The organism is Leucothrix arctica (genome assembly GCF_003172895.1).
Taxonomy (GTDB): Bacteria; Pseudomonadota; Gammaproteobacteria; order Thiotrichales; family Thiotrichaceae; genus Leucothrix; species Leucothrix arctica.
Window position 1 is genome coordinate 201,620 of record NZ_QGKL01000039.1, and the last position, 20,021, is coordinate 221,640.

At 42.6% G+C, this 20,021-nt stretch carries 17 protein-coding genes; 8 read left to right on the forward strand and 9 right to left on the reverse strand.

The window, feature by feature from the left end:
- Nucleotides 1-20 precede the first annotated feature (20 nt).
- Genes DKT75_RS15135 through DKT75_RS15150 form a run of 4 tightly spaced genes read left to right on the forward strand, consistent with a single transcriptional unit; the run spans nt 21 to nt 3,388 of the window.
- Complete coding sequence (locus DKT75_RS15135; protein WP_109824277.1) at nt 21-623, forward strand: hypothetical protein; 603 nt, start codon at nt 21-23, stop codon at nt 621-623.
- Nucleotides 624-1,679 (forward strand): glycosyltransferase, encoded by a 1,056-nt coding sequence (locus tag DKT75_RS15140; protein ID WP_109824278.1) that lies wholly within the window; start codon nt 624-626, stop codon nt 1,677-1,679. It abuts the gene before it with no gap.
- Between the two features lie 21 nt (nt 1,680-1,700).
- Entirely contained in the window at nt 1,701-2,672 is a 972-nt protein-coding gene (locus DKT75_RS15145; protein WP_109824279.1) for a polysaccharide pyruvyl transferase family protein, read from the forward strand.
- Between the two features lie 44 nt (nt 2,673-2,716).
- Complete coding sequence (locus DKT75_RS15150; RefSeq protein WP_109824280.1) at nt 2,717-3,388, forward strand: glycosyltransferase; 672 nt, start codon at nt 2,717-2,719, stop codon at nt 3,386-3,388.
- Here the strand turns inward: DKT75_RS15150 and DKT75_RS15155 are convergent.
- The 8 genes from DKT75_RS15155 to apaG all read right to left on the reverse strand — a co-directional run bounded on the left by DKT75_RS15155 (nt 3,385) and on the right by apaG (nt 10,276).
- Nucleotides 3,385-4,200, reverse strand: a complete 816-nt coding sequence (locus DKT75_RS15155; RefSeq protein WP_109824554.1) for a glycosyltransferase family 25 protein — start codon at nt 4,198-4,200, stop codon at nt 3,385-3,387. The genes DKT75_RS15150 and DKT75_RS15155 overlap by 4 nt on opposite strands.
- Before the next feature lie 4 nt (nt 4,201-4,204).
- A complete protein-coding gene (locus DKT75_RS15160) occupies nt 4,205-4,948 on the reverse strand; it encodes a hypothetical protein (RefSeq protein WP_109824281.1) in 744 nt (247 codons plus the stop codon).
- Between the two features lie 3 nt (nt 4,949-4,951).
- On the reverse strand, nt 4,952-5,707 hold the full coding sequence (locus tag DKT75_RS15165; protein WP_109824282.1) for a glycosyltransferase: 756 nt from the start codon (nt 5,705-5,707) through the stop codon (nt 4,952-4,954).
- 24 nt (nt 5,708-5,731) lie between these two features.
- Nucleotides 5,732-6,796, reverse strand: a complete 1,065-nt coding sequence (gene lptG / locus DKT75_RS15170; protein ID WP_158278886.1) for an LPS export ABC transporter permease LptG — start codon at nt 6,794-6,796, stop codon at nt 5,732-5,734.
- Nucleotides 6,793-7,860 (reverse strand): LPS export ABC transporter permease LptF, encoded by a 1,068-nt coding sequence (lptF, locus tag DKT75_RS15175; RefSeq protein WP_109824284.1) that lies wholly within the window; start codon nt 7,858-7,860, stop codon nt 6,793-6,795. Before lptF ends, lptG begins: the two co-directional genes overlap by 4 nt.
- A gap of 15 nt (nt 7,861-7,875) precedes the next feature.
- A complete protein-coding gene (locus tag DKT75_RS15180) occupies nt 7,876-8,781 on the reverse strand; it encodes a lysophospholipid acyltransferase family protein (RefSeq protein ID WP_109824285.1) in 906 nt (301 codons plus the stop codon).
- A 75-nt stretch (nt 8,782-8,856) separates the two neighbouring features.
- Complete coding sequence (locus tag DKT75_RS22385) at nt 8,857-9,549, reverse strand: lytic transglycosylase domain-containing protein (protein ID WP_109824286.1); 693 nt, start codon at nt 9,547-9,549, stop codon at nt 8,857-8,859.
- A gap of 343 nt (nt 9,550-9,892) precedes the next feature.
- Nucleotides 9,893-10,276: a Co2+/Mg2+ efflux protein ApaG gene (gene apaG, locus DKT75_RS15190; protein ID WP_109824287.1), complete on the reverse strand. Its 384-nt coding sequence runs from the start codon at nt 10,274-10,276 to the stop codon at nt 9,893-9,895.
- Nucleotides 10,277-10,300: 24 nt separating this feature from the next.
- Between apaG and tsaA the strand changes: the two genes are divergently transcribed.
- Genes tsaA through DKT75_RS15210 form a run of 4 tightly spaced genes read left to right on the forward strand, consistent with a single transcriptional unit; the run spans nt 10,301 to nt 19,608 of the window.
- Nucleotides 10,301-11,020: a tRNA (N6-threonylcarbamoyladenosine(37)-N6)-methyltransferase TrmO gene (tsaA, locus tag DKT75_RS15195; RefSeq protein ID WP_109824288.1), complete on the forward strand. Its 720-nt coding sequence runs from the start codon at nt 10,301-10,303 to the stop codon at nt 11,018-11,020.
- Nucleotides 11,021-11,024: 4 nt separating this feature from the next.
- Nucleotides 11,025-12,509: a D-alanyl-D-alanine carboxypeptidase/D-alanyl-D-alanine endopeptidase gene (dacB, locus tag DKT75_RS15200; RefSeq protein ID WP_158278887.1), complete on the forward strand. Its 1,485-nt coding sequence runs from the start codon at nt 11,025-11,027 to the stop codon at nt 12,507-12,509.
- Nucleotides 12,510-12,535: 26 nt separating this feature from the next.
- Nucleotides 12,536-14,290, forward strand: a complete 1,755-nt coding sequence (locus tag DKT75_RS15205) for an autotransporter assembly complex protein TamA (protein WP_109824290.1) — start codon at nt 12,536-12,538, stop codon at nt 14,288-14,290.
- On the forward strand, nt 14,287-19,608 hold the full coding sequence (locus DKT75_RS15210) for a translocation/assembly module TamB domain-containing protein (protein ID WP_109824291.1): 5,322 nt from the start codon (nt 14,287-14,289) through the stop codon (nt 19,606-19,608). The genes DKT75_RS15205 and DKT75_RS15210 overlap by 4 nt, the downstream gene beginning before the upstream one ends.
- Here the strand turns inward: DKT75_RS15210 and DKT75_RS15215 are convergent.
- A complete protein-coding gene (locus tag DKT75_RS15215; RefSeq protein WP_109824292.1) occupies nt 19,605-19,928 on the reverse strand; it encodes a rhodanese-like domain-containing protein in 324 nt (107 codons plus the stop codon). The genes DKT75_RS15210 and DKT75_RS15215 overlap by 4 nt on opposite strands.
- Nucleotides 19,929-20,021 lie beyond the last annotated feature (93 nt).

The window sequence follows — 20,021 nt, forward strand, 5'->3', positions numbered from 1 at the left end:
AGCCTTCAGAAGGGGTAGAAATGGAGACCTTTAGCGAGTCAGAAGAGTCTGCTATGAATGAGCAAGAAACAGCAGGGAAAGCCGTTTTGGAAAGAAAAACAAATATAACAGTGATGCAATCAAACGGTACGCTTAAAGCCTATGTTCGCGGAACTGAGTATAATTTGCGCGTTATGAAGCCTTCACATGGCGTTGGGGTGATTGAGCTCAAGCGTTCACTTGATCGCAACCGTGAGATGATCGAGCAAAGCCTTGCGAAGATGATTGAGATTTATCGTGAGTTTAGGTTGAGTGAAGATCCATTAAAGTTTGAATCTGATGATGACTATCGTACTGCTACTAAAAATGCTTTGGTTGCCCGTGCAAATATAGATGTGTTAATACCGTTGATTAATATGCGTGGTGGTGATGCGGAGTATGAAGGTAGTGGGGAAGGGTTACCGATAGAAGAGCATGTTGAAAAATTACGAAATATTGCTGAGGAGGTTATAGATGCGGAGCTGTATGTGTATGTGCCGCCAGAGCCTGTTGTTGAGGTAAATGATGGGATTTCTTGGCCGTCGTTTTTTGTGGTTGGATTGATTGTGCTGTTGGTGGTTTTGTTTTTGAAGGTGTTTTTGTAAGTGCTTAATAAAAAAATTGTTTTAGCAATATTTACGCTACAAGGCAGCGGAGCTGAACGGTTTGTTCTTACGCTAGCGAAAGCCTTCCTTGATCTTGGTTATGAGCCTCACATCATTATTTTTAAAAATGTGATTGAGCTCCCTGTCCCTGCAGGGGTCAAACTACACGTATTCCCATATCAAGCATTGCGAATATTGCCTAAAAAAATACGAAGACGGGTCGCATCGAAATTATTTGATCAGTTTGTTTTGAGGTTTATAGGGCAGCCGAGTTTAATCCTTTCGAACTTATACCCAGTTGACTTTATTCTGAGTCAGAGTGCATTAGAAAACATACATTTTGTTATTCATAATACAACTTCAAAAGAGTTGGGGTGTAATGACTCTGACACGAGTAGTATCGATAATACGTTGGCGATTTATGATAACAAGTCATGCGTCAGTGTTAGTGATGGCGTTGAGCAAGACTTACTGACAATAATGAAGGGTGATATCGAGTCTAGAGTCATTCATAACCCTGTTGATATTGATTTAGTTCGTGATACGGCCCTGGAATTTACCCCTGAACAAGTCCCTTATATTCTCCATATTGGTAAATTCAAAGAAGCCAAACGGCATGATATTTTATTGCGTGCTTACGCGCATAGTCAGGTGGAATATCCTTTAGTTTTGATCGGTAAAGGACCGCTTGAAGAAGAAATAAGAGCGCTTTCTACTGAGCTTGGGATAGCGGAAAAAGTCTTGTTTCTAGGGTTTAAGAGTAACCCTTATCCATATATTAATAATGCAGAGTTAATGGTAGTTTCATCTGATTTTGAAGGCTTTAGTATCGCTATTTTGGAAGCGGTAGCACTCACTACACCTATCGTTAGCACGGATTGTCCTTCAGGTCCAAATGAGCTATTGGAACAACATCAGCTTGTTTCTGTGGGTGACTATAAGGCGCTAGGAGAAAAAATGGCTACTGCGATAGAGAATAAACAAGATTATATAATTGAACTAGACCAAGCGTATCTTCCTGTGGAAGTTGCGAAAAAATACTTGGCACTTATCTAAAAAAATAAATGGGGGAATAAATTGATTACTTTATACGACACCGCTTGTGGGTCAAAAAACCTTGGTGATGAAATCATCATGGATGCGGTTAGCCTAGAGCTGGGGGAGATGTTTACTAATAAGCTGAAAATTCGTTTTCCAACTCATCACTCAATGAGTGGGTCAGCTAAGAAAGTCGCATGGAATAATGAATTAGGTTTTGTCGGGGGAACGAACCTACTTCGTAATTATTGGCGGAATCGTGCGAGAAAAAACCAATGGTCTCTTTCGTTACTAGACTCTTGGAGAATGACTCCTGCAATACTGATGGGGGTAGGTTGGAATGTCTATGCTGATGAGCCTGAATTCAAGGCTAAGTTATTTTATAGAAAAGCCCTCAGTAAGCATTGGTTACATTCTGTTAGAGACGCTTACACGTTAGAAAAGTTAAAACAGTGTGGTATCACTAATGTAATCAATACTGGCTGTCCTACTTTATGGAGACTATCGCCTGACGTCTTATCAAAGATTCCTAAGACTCGAAGTACTGATGTTGTTTTTACATTGACAGATTATAGGCAAGATTCGTCGCTAGACTCAGTGATGATTGCTCAATTGCTTAGTGGCTATGAAAAAGTTTATTTCTGGCCTCAAGGCTCAGGAGATTTGGAATACTTTTCTGCTTTATGTAAAAGTAATCCTTCATTTGAAGCTGGGGTTACCTGTCTCGGTATGAATTTGCACTCCTTTGATACATTTATAAAGAACAATGCTACCGATTATATTGGCACTAGGCTTCATGCTGGGGTTAGGGCGCTACAACATAGTCGACGTTCGGTTATTATCAGTGTGGACAATCGCGCAGAGGAGATGGGTAGAGACTTTAATTTGCCAGTATTGAAGAGAGAAGAGGTTAATAGTTTGTTAGAGCATGCCGACAACGTTAACTGTAGTGCTGTTTCTCTACCTCATGAGGAAATTAGACGATGGAAAGAGCAGTTTGTTAATGCTTAAGTTAAATCCATTGGTTCTTGCGAATAATTTTTTAGGAGTATTCGATGTCAGCTTATGAAGTGAGTATCCTCATGCTTACGCATGGTGCATTTAAATATACACATAAGACACTATCTACACTGCAAAAAACAAAAGATGTCAGCTATGAAACCGTTGTTGTTGATAACTTGTCGGGTAATATTTTAAAGCACTTTTTAATACGTTGGCAGGCGAAAGGTTGGCTTGATAAGTTATGCTTTCTTAACTATAACTCTCTTTTTGCCGAGGGGAATAACATTGCATCTAGGCTAGCAGATCAGAATTCAAAATATTATTTACTATTGAATAGTGATGTTGAAATTCATGATCCGCTTTGGTTACGAAAGCTGATTGATAAGCATGAGAAAGGAATGACATCTTATGGTTTGGTGAGAGATAACCCAATCACGCGAGTAGATGGCTATTGTTTGCTTATTGATAGTGATCTTTATAGAAAACATCAATTAAGTAGTGACTACCAGTGGTGGTGGTCAGTTACTAAGCTTCAGGCTGAAGTGCTAAATGATGGCCATACGGTTAAAGGTTTTGAAGAGCATGAGGACCAAGTGCATCATTTTGGTGGTAAAAGCGGCCAAGACTTCCGTAAAGCTAAGGGCCTTCAAACGGACCCTCAAGAGATTGTAGGCTGGTTTAATGGCAAGTCTGTTAAAGCACTCAATTCAATTGATGATGCCTAGTCTGTGTCCGAATAAAACTCGTTTGAATTAGGATAAATGTATTGCCTTGTACTTTTGGCTATCACCGATAATTGCCTAAATGCCATACGTAGTTGTGAGTATATTCGTCGTCCTTTAAAGCGAATATAACTTAGTTTACTTTTATAAATTGGCTGAGGTTTTACTTCTGATGATATTGTTGAGTCTGGCTTGAAGCTATTATTGGTGACTGAGTAGTTGTCACATTGGTCTAGCTGAATAATAGCCGCTGGTTCGATTTGGTAAGCGTTTAGGTTGTAGCTACTAGATATAAAAGCGTCTGCGAGTGCTGGGCTACGTTTTCTAGACTCCTCTATGAGCTTTTTAGCGCCTGATGGCCAGAGAACATAACCTGCTGCCCCTGTCCGATCTTGGTAAAGCTCTCTAAGATTGATACCCGAAATAACTTCGGTAAAAGCTTTGCTTACTATTTTTTTGCGACTGCGAGTTTCTAGAGTAACTAAATCTAACGGTTTCTTTTTAATGTTAAATAGCGACACTAAGATTGCAGCTGTTTTTACAGATAGAAGAGCGTCATCTTCTAATACAAGCATTGGCTTGTTTTTTTTGACCACTTCGTTCCAAGCCTTTAGGTGGCTTAAAAAACAAGCAACTTCAGCCTGTCTTAGAGGTCGCTCCCATCCTTGCGATTTTTTTTCATATTCGTCGTGACTTATATCGTTGGTGGATACGGCTTTTAGTACGTCGAATGGAATCCCTAGCTTTCCCAGTTGCTGAGTTTGGAATTGTAATCTATCTTTAGAGCTTTCTAGGTTTATAAGTAAGGCTTTCATTATTTTACCACCATGCTGTTTTTTGTCTAACATGTCGTGTTCTAAATCGCTTATAGACAGTCTCTTCACTTTGTAGACGTAGGAATATTTCTTGAAGTATAGCCCCTGATATTGTGTCATTTTCACAAATATCATCGAGTCGCCAGCGCATATTTCTTAAAGTGTCATCCGTGCCTACTGCTAATGCGGAAGTACCATCAAATAGTGCTATGCGCCCATTCTGGAGTGCTTCTTTACGCATTTCATCGTCAGTAAGAGATTCTGCATGTTGTAGATATCGCTCTGTTTCATTCAACTTTATAGTATTAACTAGTAAAGAGATCGAAAGTGATAAAGCACGCTCGTTTGCGTCACTTGAAAAGTCAGTAAACGTATCCGCTGCTGATACAAGCCATCGAGTATTTAAGTGTTTGATGAGAAAGTCTTTCTCTCTCTCCCAAAGTTCTTGGAAAGCTTTAAATTGAGAGGATGTTTTATATTCTCTTCGGATTAAAACTATGAGCTTGGCATGATAATAAAGAAGCTCTGATTGACCTGCGAACTCATTTAGTAAGTTAGCTAAATGTTCTTCTAAATTTTTTGATGAGCCATGGGTGTAGATGAGTTCATCCGCATTGACTATCTTCGACTTCAGTTCGTCATAATTTATAGTAGATGTATCCTGAGAAGCCTTTGATGCACCTTTTCTTTTTCTATATTGATTGAATGATAGTAAGCGTTCAATCTTAGATTTTTTACGGACAGGCATATGTTATTCGCACCAATAGTTTTCAATCCAACGAGTCGGTCTGACATGCCGATACCACTTATGCGTAACACCTTTAACCGCTTCATCAGGCTCCGGGTGACCATGAAAGATAATTATCTTTGCTCCCTTAGGGATAATCGCATCTTTAAAGTAATTCATCGGCCAAGGTTGCATGCAGTGATACTTGAAACTAGGGCACCATTTTTCAGGCCAAAACGTTAACAAGTCTTTTTTATTCACTTCAGCAGATAAGTAAGCCTGCTCATTACGGTGAGTTTTTTGCACAAGGTCAAAATCCTCCGTAAATTTATCCAAAATATCTTGGTGCGCGCCAACCCTAAATCGATAGACCGATGAGTTACCAATCATCTTACGTTTAAGTTTCACATCTTGAATAATCAAGAACTCAGCAGGGTGGTCAAATAACTCGTCTATAGTGTCAACTATCACCACATCAAGGTCTAAGAAAAGTACATCACCCTCAAAACCACCTAAGCCATCTTGTAAGGTACTTAGCTTGTTCCAGCCTCGTTCAGGGATGTTGTCTGGCAGACCTAGAAACGGTAATGGCTTAATATCAATAGAAGGTAAGATGCCCTTATCACTATCAGTGAAGCAGGTTAGCTTGAACGGCAAACTCAAATTTTTCGAAATCATGCCATGCAGCTTATTTACATATTCCGCACCGTATTTATCACCCCATTTCATACAAATAATATTAACGGGTTGATCTGCATTAGCAGTGGCAATTTTAATCATGAGTGAGTCATATCCATTGAAGGTCTAGCGAATTCTTTGAAGTGTAATGATACTTATGCCAAGGAATATCAGTGCAGGCGAAAAGGCACTTAGCAGTGGCGTAACACCATAAACAGACCCTAGCTGATTAAGTACTTTATTGATTAAGAAAAATGCTATCCCCGCAATAATTCCTATAAACACACGTTGACCAGCACCACCGCCACGCTGCGAGCCAAACAAAAACGGCATGGCCAAAAATAGCATAACTAATGCAGAAAAGGGTGCTGAAAACCGCTTCCAATAAGCAAGCTTAAGCTTATCAGTATTTAAGTTATTTGACTGCTGGTATTCAATCAATTCAGAAAGCTCCGAAATCGATAACTGTTCTGGCTGTACAGAAGCAATACTTATGAACTTTGGGTTTAGCAGATTCGCATCAACTTTTTTCTCAAGGAACTGAGTATCTACTCCAGCCTTAGAAAATGTTTGCTCAGTCGTTGCTGACATTTCCCAGCCTTGGTCACTACTAGTGATTGTCTCAACGTGTGTCTGTGACTCTAGCCCACTATAATCCGACTTAAGCGTGTAAATGGTGACGTCAGTTAATTTGTCTTCAGACCAGACTTGTCCAATATGAATAATGCGGTTTTGGTCCTTAATCCAAAGGCTTGCACCTTGGGTCATCACGATGTTTTTATTGCTAAGGGATGACTTAAAATTTCGACCTGCTAAGTCAGCTTTAGGAACAACATACTCACCCATTAAAAATACAAGACCCACAAGTATGACGCCCACTTTCAACACAGAAAAAATAATGTTGCCTACTGAAATCCCTGCCGCTCGCATGGCAATAAACTCGGAGTTTGCAGCCAGTGTACCAAGCCCAAGCAAAGTACCAATAAGCATAGATGTAGGAAATAACTCATAAAGACGGCTAGGTATAGAGTAGAGCAAGAAAATAAATGCTTGCAGGCTGTTATAGTTTTCGTTTAGGTCGCCAGACTCCCCAATAAAGTCAAAAAATACGACGAGTAATGTTAATGCAAACCAGGCCATTGCTAGGCCGACAAGGACTGACTTCCACAGGTAACGGTCAATAATATTCATCGAAGCCCTCCGTAGCGTCGCCAGACCATCCAGAGCGAGAGCAGTATGAAGGGAATATGTACCCACCATAGCCCTAGCAATGTTGGTATCTTTCCATCTTCCAGCATCGACTTACCCGTAATTAGCAGATTTGCATAAACGGCATATAACAAAATTCCAATCGCCAATTTACCAAAACGGCCTTGTCGAGGTGTTGTATAACTTAGTGGGAAGGCTAGTAAAGCCATTATAGGCGCGGATAAAACCACCGCAAAACGCCAATGTAGCTCGGCTTGTCGAGCAGGGTCACTACTACCTATTAAAGCAAGTGTCGGCTCCGCGCTGAGTTTTTCACTCATATTAGTCATCAATGATGGTACCCGAATACCATGCTCACTAAAGGTAAATAAGGTAAATGCACCAGTCGATTTTTCTTTATCATAACGACTGCCATTGTTGACTTGAAGGACACGTTCGCCGCTCTCTTGGTCGACAAAGAGTAGTGCGCTCTCTGCCATCATGACTTGGCTATTTTCTGGGTTTTCTGTTTGCATGAAGAAGTTCTGCATGACTACATTTTTCTCATCCAGTGTTTCTACAAATAGCGTAAATGTCTTATCACCCGAACGACTCTGCATGAACTCACCAACAGGAATACCGGATGATTCTGGCCGTTGTTTTATTTCAGTGGTGATTTCTTGTCTCGTTAACTCTAGCTGGGGAAGCGTGTACAAAACGAGTGCAGATAGAGCGATTGTTATGGGTAGGAGTAGCCAAAAAATGGCCTTAAAAAACAGTTCAGGACCTATGCCTGATGCGTGCATCGCTGAGATTTCATTGTCACGATACATGCCGCCAAATGCCAACATCATGCCAATAAGTAAGGCGATGGGAGCAAGTTGGATAGCGCCTTTCAATGAACCAATAAGTATTAGAGCGCCTAGCGCATCAAGAGGCAACTGTCCCGAGCTGACGCTACCAAGTAGTCGTGCAACCGTATTGCCGACAATAATGAGTAAGAGTACTAGCAATGTGGCGACAAAGGCCTGCAGCATCTCCTTAATGAGGTAGCGATTTAAGATCATTTAATTATTATTTGCTCAGGCGTTATAGATGTCGCGACCGTCTACCTGACAGCCTTTATAGCGCTTATGTGTCCAAAGGTATTGTTCAGGGTAAGCTCTAATCTGCTGCTCAATTACCTGATTAATACGGAGTGTATCATTATTGATATTATCACTTGGGAAATTATCAAGAGCATGCTGTATGTGTAATGTATAACCTTCGTGTTCGCCACTCTCACGCGTGCAGTAGATTGGTATCACGAGTGCATTTGAAAGTTTAGCGAGTCTAGAAGTAGCTGGGTTTGTTGGCGCATCAGTACCAAAGAATGGCACCATAATATGGCCTTTACCCCTGAAGTTTTGATCAGGTGCGTACCACACGGCTTTACCTTGTTTGAGCTGGCGTACCATGTCACGAATATGATCTTTAGCAATTGTTTTGCCAAAACGTGACTCACGTCGGTTGATACTGATGTGGTTTAGCAGTGGGTTTTGGTGTGGGCGAAACACGAAACAAGACTCTAAGCGATCAGCAATAATGCTACCGCTGACTTCGAGGCTCGTAAAGTGAGTACTTAAAAATATAATAGGGCGTTCTGACGCGATAGCTGCGTCGAGGTTTTCAACACCGATTATGCGTGAACGCTTTAATAGTGATTCAGATGAACCCCACCAGCTAAATGAAGCATCCATTAACCCTTTGCCGAGTGAGATAAAGTGCTCTTTGCAAAGCACTGCTCTCTCTTCTGGGCTTTTCTCTGGAAAAGCTATTTCCAGATTTCGAATACAGATGTCCCTACGTGATTTGACCAGTGAATGTAGCAACTTGCCGATGCTTTCACCAATCGCCATTTGCCAACGCCAAGGGAACTGACTAATGGCCCACATAAAGAAGATGCCAATCCAGCTTAACCAATACTTAGGGTGTAAAAATTGAGTCATATAGAGATACTAAAGTCAGTAATCTCAAGCATACACTGTGAGCATAATGAACTCTATATTAAACCGTACACTCGGTTATAGGCCGTTGTCCTTCATCAGGCTGTAGTCAGCCATTATTCGTTTGACGTAATTACGAGTCTCACGAAATGGCGGAATGCCTCCGTATTGATCAACCCTTCCAGGCCCAGCATTGTAAGCTGCTAACGCAAATTTCTTGTTGCCGTTAAAACGCTTAAGCATCCAAGATAAATACTTTACACCACCATGGATGTTTTGTTCAGGATTCCAAGGGTCTTTTACTTTCAAGTGTGCAGCGGTTCCTGGCATGAGTTGCATCAATCCCATCGCGCCAACACGAGACTTTGCTTTCTCGTTGAAGCATGACTCTTGTTTCACTACAGAATGAATCAACGCTTCTTCAACGCCATATTTGGCAGCATAAGTACGTATAATTTGCCGGTAATGACGCTGCTGCTTCTTTATGAATGCTTTGTTTCCACATTGGAAAACGTTTGCCGCAGAGCTAGCCGCTTTTGTTGCTTTTGCGGGTTTAGCTGTAGATTTTTTGAGTGAAACTGGCCTTACCTTTTTTGGTGTTTTGTAGGTTTTAACTAGGCGAAAGTTTTTATCATTAAGTCGCTTATCAGTAAGAATTCTCTCACCATTGGCGCCATGATAGGCGTATACGTCAGCCAGCGCAGTTTGTACGCTCGCAGCCGTAATGATCAGTCCCGTCAGGACGGATAATACAGGTAAATTAAACTTCATCAGTCAGTGACACGCTCGCTCAACCATGAAATAGAGTCAATCGGGGCCTATTTCGCGCTGAAAACGAACTTCCTTTATAAGTTTTTATTATTCATTGAACACGGGGGTTCATGACCGTTTATAGAAACAGCTTATGGACTTAGAGGGGGATTGACTAGTACCAATGGACGGGTGGTCTATCTTTGAAACAGTACCGTTACTCCTTGTGTCGGTGGAGTATTAACGTATGCAAACCTAGTATGGGGTCATTGCCATTGCAACCCAGTGGCTCGAAAGCTTGTGGTTACTCATAAGGATTTGATGACCACAACCCCCTAGGGCTATCTTTACGATAGCTCTTTTTTTAGTGCAATATACCAGGAATGGCGAGGGTAAATGGCGCGATAATAGCGTCAAATGTATACCCATCATCTGCAATCATCTGGTAACTTCCCTGCATCGACCCAACTTGCGTTTCTATCATTGTGCCGCTGGTGTAGCTAAATGACTCGCCTTCTTTAAGGTGAGGTTGTTCGCCAATTACGCCTTTCCCCTTCACTTCTTGAATGCGACTTTCAGCATCTGTGATGACCCAGTGGCGAGATAATAGCTTTGCCGCTTCGCTACCGTGATTTTCTACCGTTATTGTGTACGCAAAAACAAACCTATTATTGTCTTCATCAGACTCAGAGGGTAAATATTCAGTTTTTACGTGAACACGGATGTCGTATTGTTTTATTTCATTCATGGGAGTGAAGTATAATACGTTTCAATGAATAATTTTACTCTTTCAGCCATCGGCTATATATCTTCTTGTTTCAAGGAGAAATTCACCATTCCTCGACAACCTCGCTTGTTGCCATCTACGGTTGCAGAGTTGGTATTAGAAGAGCCTTACTCTGCGCCAGAAATTGTCCGAGGGCTGGAGGGTTTCTCTCATATATGGATTATATTTGCATTTCATGCCGTGCCTGTAGGGCAGTGGAAACCAACAGTTAGGCCACCTCGGCTGGGTGGCAACAAGCGAGTAGGAGTTTTTGCTACTCGCTCAACGCACCGTCCGAATCCTGTCGGTTTATCTGTTGTGGACCTGTTAGATATTCAAATTGATGGGGGTAAAGTTAAGTTGATCTTAGGTGGTTGTGACTTTTTAGACGGCACTCCTGTACTTGATATCAAACCTTACCTTCCCTATGTTGACTCCATTCCTGAGGCACAAGGCGGGTTTGCACCTGACTTGCCTGAGAAGTCATTGACAGTTACCTTTAGCGAATCTTCAGAAAAACAGTGTACATTGGCTTCCGAACGCTTTTCTAAAGACGTAAAAGTACTGATTTCAGAATTACTTGCACTTGATCCCCGTCCTGCTTACCGGGTAGGTGAATTTGGTGAGCGCATTTACGCGACTCATTTATATGATTTTAATTTGCGTTGGCGCTACCTTGAACAAGGTGTCGTTGAGGTTGTTGACTTAGATGTTAAGGAAGATTAAACCAGTGATTACTGTTGTCCGACCATTATTACTGCTGTCACTAGTGTTTCCCTCATTGGCGGTTAGTGACACTCTGCCGAAGAGTGAGCCTAGTCCTGCGCTCGTCCATCAAACTGTTCAAGAGCAAACAATTAGGCAACTACCAGCACCTGTACTGGATATCCTTAAAAAGAATAACGTTCCGGGCGAAAACCTCAGTGTTTATATTCGAGATCTAAACGCAGAAAAACCGATGTTGAGTCATAATATCGATGCTTCAAGAGCACCGGCCTCTACCATCAAGTTAGTCACAACTTATGCAGCGCTTAAGCAGTTAGGCCCTAATTATTCTTGGAAGACAGAGGCTTGGACTCGCGGCGAGATCAAAAACGGTGTTTTACAAGGTGACTTAATTCTTAAGGGGCATGGCGACCCATTTTTAGTTTATGAGCGCTTCTGGAAGTTTGCTCATGAGTTACGTGATCAAGGTTTGACAGCGATTACGGGTGATATCATTATTGACAGTAGTTATTACAACATACCTGCACACAAGCGAAGCGCGTTTGATGGTCAAGGGTTTAGAGTGTACAACGCTGGCGCTTCGCCACTGATGTTTAATTTTCAAGCGTCACGTATACGGCTCGCGGCCCCTGATAATGAGGAAGCAACCAAAGCTGATGTTGCTCACTTTCCCCCTTCTAAAGGTTTGAAAGTAGATAACCAAGTGCGGTTGGTCGCCGGTCGTTGTAAGCGACAACACAGTCGGCCAAAGTTAAGTTGGAAAACTGATGGCTCGTTGCTGGTTAAAGGTACATTTTCAAGAGATTGTCCTGCACGGTTCTTAATGCGTTTAGTCTCAGAGCCTGATCAGCATGTGTTTGATGCGTTTACACAGTTTTGGCAGGAGTTGGGTGGCGTGTTCAGCGGTCGATTAAAAGTTGGCAAGATAACCGATGGAGACGAACTTTTTTATAGTTATGCGTCACCAACTCTTGGAGACCAAATCCGTTTGATCAACAAGTGGAGTAATAATGTCATGACTCGCCAGTTGTTTTTAACAACCGGTGTGAATTATTTTGAGGCGCCTGCTACTGAGCAAAAGTCACGAGATGCTATAAAAGCCATTATTGAACAGCAGGGTGTCAATACTGACGGCATGATTGTTGACACGGGCTCCGGCCTGTCTAGAAAGACGAGAATTACTGCCCGACAAATGGCACAATTACTGGAACTGGCTTATCGTGATGCCTTCATGCCAGAGTTTTTATCATCTCTATCCGTGCCTGGTTTGGATGGAACGTTAGCGTCACGGTTTAAAAATGAAGATTTGAAAGGCAGAAGTCACTTAAAAACGGGTACGTTAAATAATGTGACTGCACTATCTGGTTATATGTTGAATCGGAAGGGACGACGGTTGGTCGTTGTTATTCAACATAATGGTAGAAAAGCATCCTCTTCAGCGGGCGCTAAAGTACAAGATGAAATACTTCGCTGGGCCTTTGAGCAGTAGTGAAAATGAATTTACGGGGAAACTGAATGATTGCGCTAAAACAGAGACGATTAATCTCATTGGTAGGAGCTGTGGCTCTGTGCTTATTTGGACCTGTACAGGCTGCTGAAGATGAGCCGTTAGCTAAGCTAGCGATTACTGGTTTATCCGCTGAGTTAAAGGCAGGGCTTGAAAAGCATCTGCCCGTAAATCAACCAGCCTGTAAAGCATCTAAAGCTGAGGTGAGTGATTACTTTCTGTCGCTAAAATCTGGCTTTCGTAAAGGTGCTCGTGCGCTAGGCTACTACGATGCTGAGTTTACGTCTGGCGGTAAAGAGGTCAATGGTTGCTGGGAAATCACATTAAGTGTTGTACCCGGTGAGCCTGTCAGAGTCATTAGTCAATTTATTGAAGTTAAAGGAGCGGGTCTTAATGAGCCACTCTTTAGAAAGGCGCTCGCAGAGCCGCCTTACAAGCAGAATGATATTCTTAATCATCAACTCTACGACGACTACAAAACACTACTCACGGAATCCGCTGAAACACTGGGTTACCTAGATGCCGTTTTTGAGCAAAAGGCAGTCACCGTAGATCCGCTTGCCTATCAAGCCAGTGTTAATTTAGTGCTAAACACTGGCCCTAGATACACCTTTGGTGAGGTTGTGATCGAGCAAAATATCTTAAATGATGATCTTATTACTCGATATATAAAAATAAAACCCGGTACCCCTTTCAGTACTGAAAGCGTCATAGACCAGCAGCAAATTTTCCAGCGTAGTGGTTACTATTCAAAAGTTAATGTTGATGTAAATGTTAAAAATGCTAAGAACCTGCAAATACCGGTCTATATCAAACTAACGCCGGCTAAGCGTAACAAGTATAAATACACCGCAGGTTATGGAAGCGATACGGGGGCTCGTGTTAAAGCTGAGCTTCTACGTCGTTGGACTGGGCCAAAAGGGCGACAAGTAGATGCCTCTGCTCAGGTAGCGGAAACGTTATCGTCCATTAACTTGGAGCTCACTGAGCCTAGAGAGAATCCAGACTATGATTCTTTAAAGTATCTAACGGGTTTAACGTATGATACGTCTAATGATGTAGAAAGTACTGCGTTTAATTTCGGTAGCACTTATAAACGAAAAGTGACTGACGACTGGGTACAAGAGTTGTATGTCAACGTACTGTTTGACCGTACGCAAGATGATGGTGATGAGCCTGATGATTCCATTTTAACCTTGGCTGGCGGACGCCTGTCTAAGACTAAAACGAATAATGAAAAATCAGCGACAACAGGTTGGAATGTAAACCTTCAGTTACAAGGTGCGCTAGATGGTGTGCTAAGTGATCAAAGTCTTGGGCAGTTTAAAGGCAGCGGTAAATATATATTCCCAGTCGGAAAGGGGCGTTTAGTTAACCGCATGGAAGTGGGTTATACGTCAGCTGGCGACTTGGAAGATCTACCGAAAAGTCTTCGTTTCTTTGCCGGTGGTGCGAACAGTGTACGTGGTTACGACTTTGAAGATATAGGTACAACCAATAGTTCAGGCTCTGTGATCGGTGGTAAGCACTTGCTCACGGCTTCTGTTGAGTATGAGTACCCTATCAAAGACGAGTGGAGTATCGCGGGTTTTGTCGATACGGGCGACGCATTTAACAACTGGGATGACCGAGACATGAAGTATGGTATCGGCTTTGGTGGACGTTATCGCTCGCCTATCGGACCTGTACGTTTAGACGTCGGCTTTCCTGAGGGCCACTCCGGTGATGCAACGTTTTACTTAAGTGTTGGGCCTGACTTGTGAGTGCTAAGCGATCTATTAGCGATTATATTTTTTCGCCATTAGTATGGATTCAAATCATCATACTTTTTGTGTTGATGACATTGCTGGCGTTGGTGTTGACGCCACTCGGTCCACTGATTGGTGCATGGGCAGGTAATACTTTTGTTAAAGAATTAAAAATTGAAGGAGTCAGCGGGAGCTTACTTACCGGTATTAATGTCGACAAGGTTAACTATGACGATGGTCAAGTACTGACTAGTCTTAAGGGGATCGACATTGATTTTGGCGGGCCTGACTTCTCCAATAGTTTGGTCAATGTCGATAGCTTGAATATCTCCAGCTTTGACATAGTGCTGTCAAAGTCAGAGACGTCTAGAGCGAGAGGAGAGCCAGTAAATATTGGTGACTTTGGTATAGCGCCTATTAATTTGAATGTTCTTAAAGGTAGTCTTGGTCAATTTAATGTCATTGAAGAAGGTCAGAACTTATTTGGTTTAACTGGCCTCAAGTTAGATAATACAAAGATCATTGATAATAAGATTTTGCTTGATGGTGTCACAGCTAACATGGCTATGCAGCCTACACCGATAAGTATCGCAATTAACTCGGCATCATTGGATATGCTTGAGCCTCATGCATTAGATTTAAAGGCTAATATGGCTTGGTTGCACCCTGATATAGGGGATGTGAAAGCGGATATTACCGGTACAGGGTTGTTGCAGGCGTATGAGTTAACGGTTGACGGAGATATCGATAACTCTGAGCTAGGTAAGCAGGTAATAAGCGCTGAAGCATCGGGTAACTTTGACTTTATTGACTTCAAAAAACTAAGCCTGACGGGTGACAGTGGCAATGTTCAAGCGATTGGTGAGTTAGCATGGGTGCCTGCCTTATCAACAGATTTGGCGATTAATGCGAAGAGCCTAAATGCCGCGCAATTTGTGCCTGAGTGGCCAACAGATATCACGAGTAAGCTGCAATTAAAGGTTGGTACTACTGAAGGAAAGACTCGCATAGGCTTAGATATTGAGGACTTGAACGGCACAGTAAGAGGGTATCCGTTGACGGCCACGGGCGAAGTCTCAATGCTCAATGAAGAGTTGTTATTTGACAAGCTAGAGATTAAGTCGGCAAAGAATATTATTAAGGTTAATGGTCGTGGTACCGAGCCGTTTGACTTAAGTTGGGATGTTTATGCACCTGACTTATCGAGTTTAGCCGCTGGCGTTAAAGGGCGTGTTTCAGCTAAGGGTACGTTAACTGGAAACATGAAGCAGCCTATTATAAACGGGACGCTTGATACGACGCGTCTATCGTTTCAAGGCAGTAGTTTAGATAGCGGAAAGCTAGACATTAAAACCAGTAATGGTGACTTACAAATAGATGGAAAGCTACAAGGCTTAACGGTCAATAATGAGCGTATTCGAAATGCGACATTATCGGGTCGCGGTAATATTGAATCACACAAAATTGATCTTTTAGCTAATCATAGCCAAGCAAAAGTAACGGCTTCACTTGATGGTGGTTGGGACGGAACGGCTTGGCAGGGTTTGCTCACTAAAGCAACGGTTGATAATAGTGCAGCAGGTAAGTGGGCACTGCAAAAACCAACTAACATTAAGCTATCCGCGGCAGGTATTGCTACTGATGAGTTATGTATGGCGTCGAGCAGTGGCTCCGCTTGTACAAACATAGATTACAACGATCAAGATGGCTTTAGTACATCTGGTAAGTTAGCAAACACACCATTGGATATTCTGAATCCTGTACTTCCACAAGGGCTAGCGCTAAAAGGGCTGGTTGGTGGTGAGTATAGCATCACTATAAACCCAGACTTGAAAGGACAGGCCAACCTTAACTTTTCAGCAGGTACGGTTAACCTCACTAAAGATGGAAAGCTCGAACGCTTTGCTTATCGCTCGGGCTCATTGGTTGCGGATATTAATGGTAATGATATCAAGGCGAGTACCTCACTCAAATTAGCGGATAAAGGTGCTATTGATGCAAGCGCAGATATTAAACTGTCACCGAGTGACGGGAAGCATGTAATAGATGCTAAAGGTGAGTTTACTGAGATTCCACTAGGATTAGCGCAGGCCTTTTTACCGGCTGAAATTAGCGCTACTGGTCAAGCAAGTGGTGCGTTCAACGTCAACCAAAATGGATCAGCTAGAACAGGAACGCTAGTATTATCAAGCCCTGATGTCCAACTTGTCTATAAGGATAGTACCGCCGGAAATCAGCGTTATAACTTTGATGAAGTAAAGCTCAATGCCAAATTAGACAATGACTTAATTAACGCTGATGCAGCGTTAAGTCTCAAAGGTGGCGGTAAGTTGAATGCGGTTGCTACTGTTGATCTTTCTCAGTCAGACATCATTAAAGGGATTACAGCACAAGGTAAGGTAGAGGCAATGCCGTTGGCGTTAGCACGCCCTTATTTACCCAAAGAGGTTGATGTTGACGGCCTTATAAGTGGTGATTACCGCCTAACACAAAGTGCTAATGGGCCAGTGGGTCAGGTAGACCTAAGCGCAACCGATGGCAGCTTCACTTACAAAGCGGAAGGTGTTGACGCTCAACGTTACCGTTACACCAAAGTCCAACTGAAAGCGTCTCTGCAAGATGAAAAGATATTGGCTGATGCGGGTATCGAGTTGCAAGGTGGTGCGGTGCTAACTAGCAAAGCTACTGTTGACCTTTCTCAGAAAGACATTCTGAAAAGTATTACGGCTGAGGGGCAAATCAAGTCGATGCCTTTAGCATTAGCTCGCCCGTATTTACCTAAAGATATCGATGTTGATGGTGTGATTAGTGGTGACTATCGACTGACGCAAAATGCTAATGGGCCAGTGGGTCAGGTAGACCTTGAGGCAAATGATGGGTCGTTTTCTTATAAAGCCGAAGGCGTAGAGCGCCAACGTTATCGCTATACCAAGGTACAACTCAAAGCCACAATGCAAGATGAAAAAATCTTGGCTAATGCAGGTCTCGAGTTACAAGGTGGTGCGGTTTTAACGAGCAATGCGAGTGTTGACCTTAAATCGTTAAGTGGCGGCGGTAAGCCAATATTTTCAGCAGAAGGTAAAGTAAACGCTATTCCATTGGATATGGCACAGGCCTTTTTACCAAAAGGACTGATTGTTAAAGGTAACGTCAACGGTACTTACCAACTGCAACAGCAGACACAGTTGCAAGGTAATGTGGCATTTGAATTTGACCAAGGTTCTGTCAGTTACGACGATGGTGTCACTGGTGCGCAGTTGTATCGCTTTAGTTCTGCCAAGGTTATTGCCGATATCCAAGGTGATAACGTGACTACCGACTTAAACTTAGCACTTCAAGACGGTGGAACATTTAGCACAAAGGGTCGTTTGAACCTTGCGAAACCAAATAACTTGTATGACTTCGAGGGTGATGGTCAGTTAAAAGCATTCCCACTGGCGCTAGTGCAACCTTACTTACCTTCTACGATAAAAGTAAAAGGCGTCGCTGAAGGTAGTTACCAACTGACACAAAGAGGCGGACAGCAAGGTAGAATCAACCTAAAACTTCCAACAGGTAGTGTGTCTATTCTTGATGAAAAGGGTGAAGCGCAGACTATTTCGTATGAGTTAGCTGAGCTGAATGCGACGGTCAATGGCAAAAATATTGTAGCGGATACACGTATTACCCTAGAGCAGGGTGGTGTGATTGACGGTAAAGGTACGGTAGTACTCGGCGCTAATGCCAATGCGCATCGTATTGATGTTGAAGGGCAACTGATCTCTGTTCCACTATCTATCGCTAAGCCTTATTTACCAGAGGACTTTGGCCTTCCTGGTAAAATAAATGGTACTTACCGTTTAAGTCAGCGTAATGGGCAGCAGTCGGGTAATGTGAAATTAAGTCTGCCTAATAGCTACTTTACCGTTGCCACAGCTTCTGGCGAGAAGCGTTCATTTCCTTACCAAGACGGCATATTAAATGTCACCTTAAACAACAAGCAGATTGATGTTGATAGCAGCTTAGACTTTCAAGGTAGAGGAACGCTGAAGTCACGTGCTCAAGTAGTATTACGCGATAATGGCTCGCCAACGATTAATGGTGTTTTTGAAGTCAACATTCCGAATATTTACTGGGCACAAAGTTATGTGCCGTACAGTCGTGGTTTACGTGGTCAGGTAGTCGGTAAGGTGAGTGTGAGTGGTGTCATTGATAAGCCAAGAGTGACCGGTCAGATTGCATTAACAGACGGATACTTACGACTACCACAGGTAGGTACTGAGTTAACGGATGTGAATGTCCGTATTCAGGCTGATCAGTCAAACCAAGCACGCATTGTCGGTACGATGAATTCGGGTGGTGGAATACTGACAGCGACGGGTAGTTTGTCGTTACAAGATATAAAAAGTTGGTCGGCACAAATGAGCTTGACAGGTAGTAACATTAAGTTTGTTGATACCAATGAAGCTGAAGCATTCATGACGCCTAACTTAGAAATTACTGCGAACGCTAGTGCGATTGTGATCAATGGAACGGTCGATATTCCTAAGGCGTCCATTAACTTAAAAAATGTGCCAGAGCTGAGTATCGATGAGTCTGAAGATGTTATTGTTATTGGTGAGACAGCGAAGGGTGAAGATATTAAAGCGGTACGTTTGCAACCCAATATATTGGTTCGCTTAGGTAACGAGGTTTTCTTTAAAGGTTTTGGTTTTAGTACGCAGCTTACTGGTGGTATTCGTGTCACCAATAGTCGAAATACTATTGTGACAAATGGAACGATGCAGATTGTTAATGGGCGTTATCAGGCCTATGGGCAGGATCTAAAAATCGCTAATGGTCGTTTAGTATTTAATGGACCACCTAAGAATATCGGTGTGGACGTAAAAGCGGTTCGTGAGATTACAGATGGTGAGGTAGGTATACAGTTGTCAGGTACGCTGCAAAAGCTGAAGTCTACAATCGTTTCTGATCCCGTACTGGATGATACCGATGCCTTGAGTTACCTGCTTACAGGAAATAGCTTAAGCTCCGCTACAGGGCGTGAAACTGCGCTGCTAATGCAAGCGGTAAGAGGTTTGGGTATTGATGGTAGTGATGGTTTGGTGCAAAAGATTGGTAAGTCGCTGGGTCTTGATGACTTGAGTATCGTGACACGAGATGACTTTAGAGATAGTGAGTTGCAGCTAGGAAAAAGGTTAGGGCCTAAGTTGTACGTGAAGTATTTAGTAGGAATCTTCGACTCTGCTCACCGTATTGCGGTTGATTACAAGATTAATAAATACCTTAATCTTGAAGTGCAAGCGGGTGAAGAGCAGAGTATCGACTTGATCTATGAATATGAACGAAACTAAGGGCGAATAACCGCTCCACCTGAGTGGTGCCAAGCAATGATGCCACCTTTTACATTGATCGCTGTGATGCCTGCGTGTTCTTCTAAAAACATGCAGGCTTGTGCAGATCGCATGCCACTACGGCAATAAATGATATTGGTCACATCATTTGAAAACTCATCAAGGTGAGCAGGTACAGTATCTAGTGGCATAAATTCACCATTTTCAATAATGCCTTGATCCCACTCTGCTTGAGTACGGACATCAATTAGGCGGATTTTTTCACCGCTAGCAATGCGAGTTTGAAGTTCCGCGACGTCTATTTCTTCGATCATTGGCATGTGACTGTTACCTTTTGAGTGGAGCGTTGGATAGTAAACTCGCCCCATAAATCCGTCAAGCGGCGGTAAACCACGACCTTTACCAAAAATTAA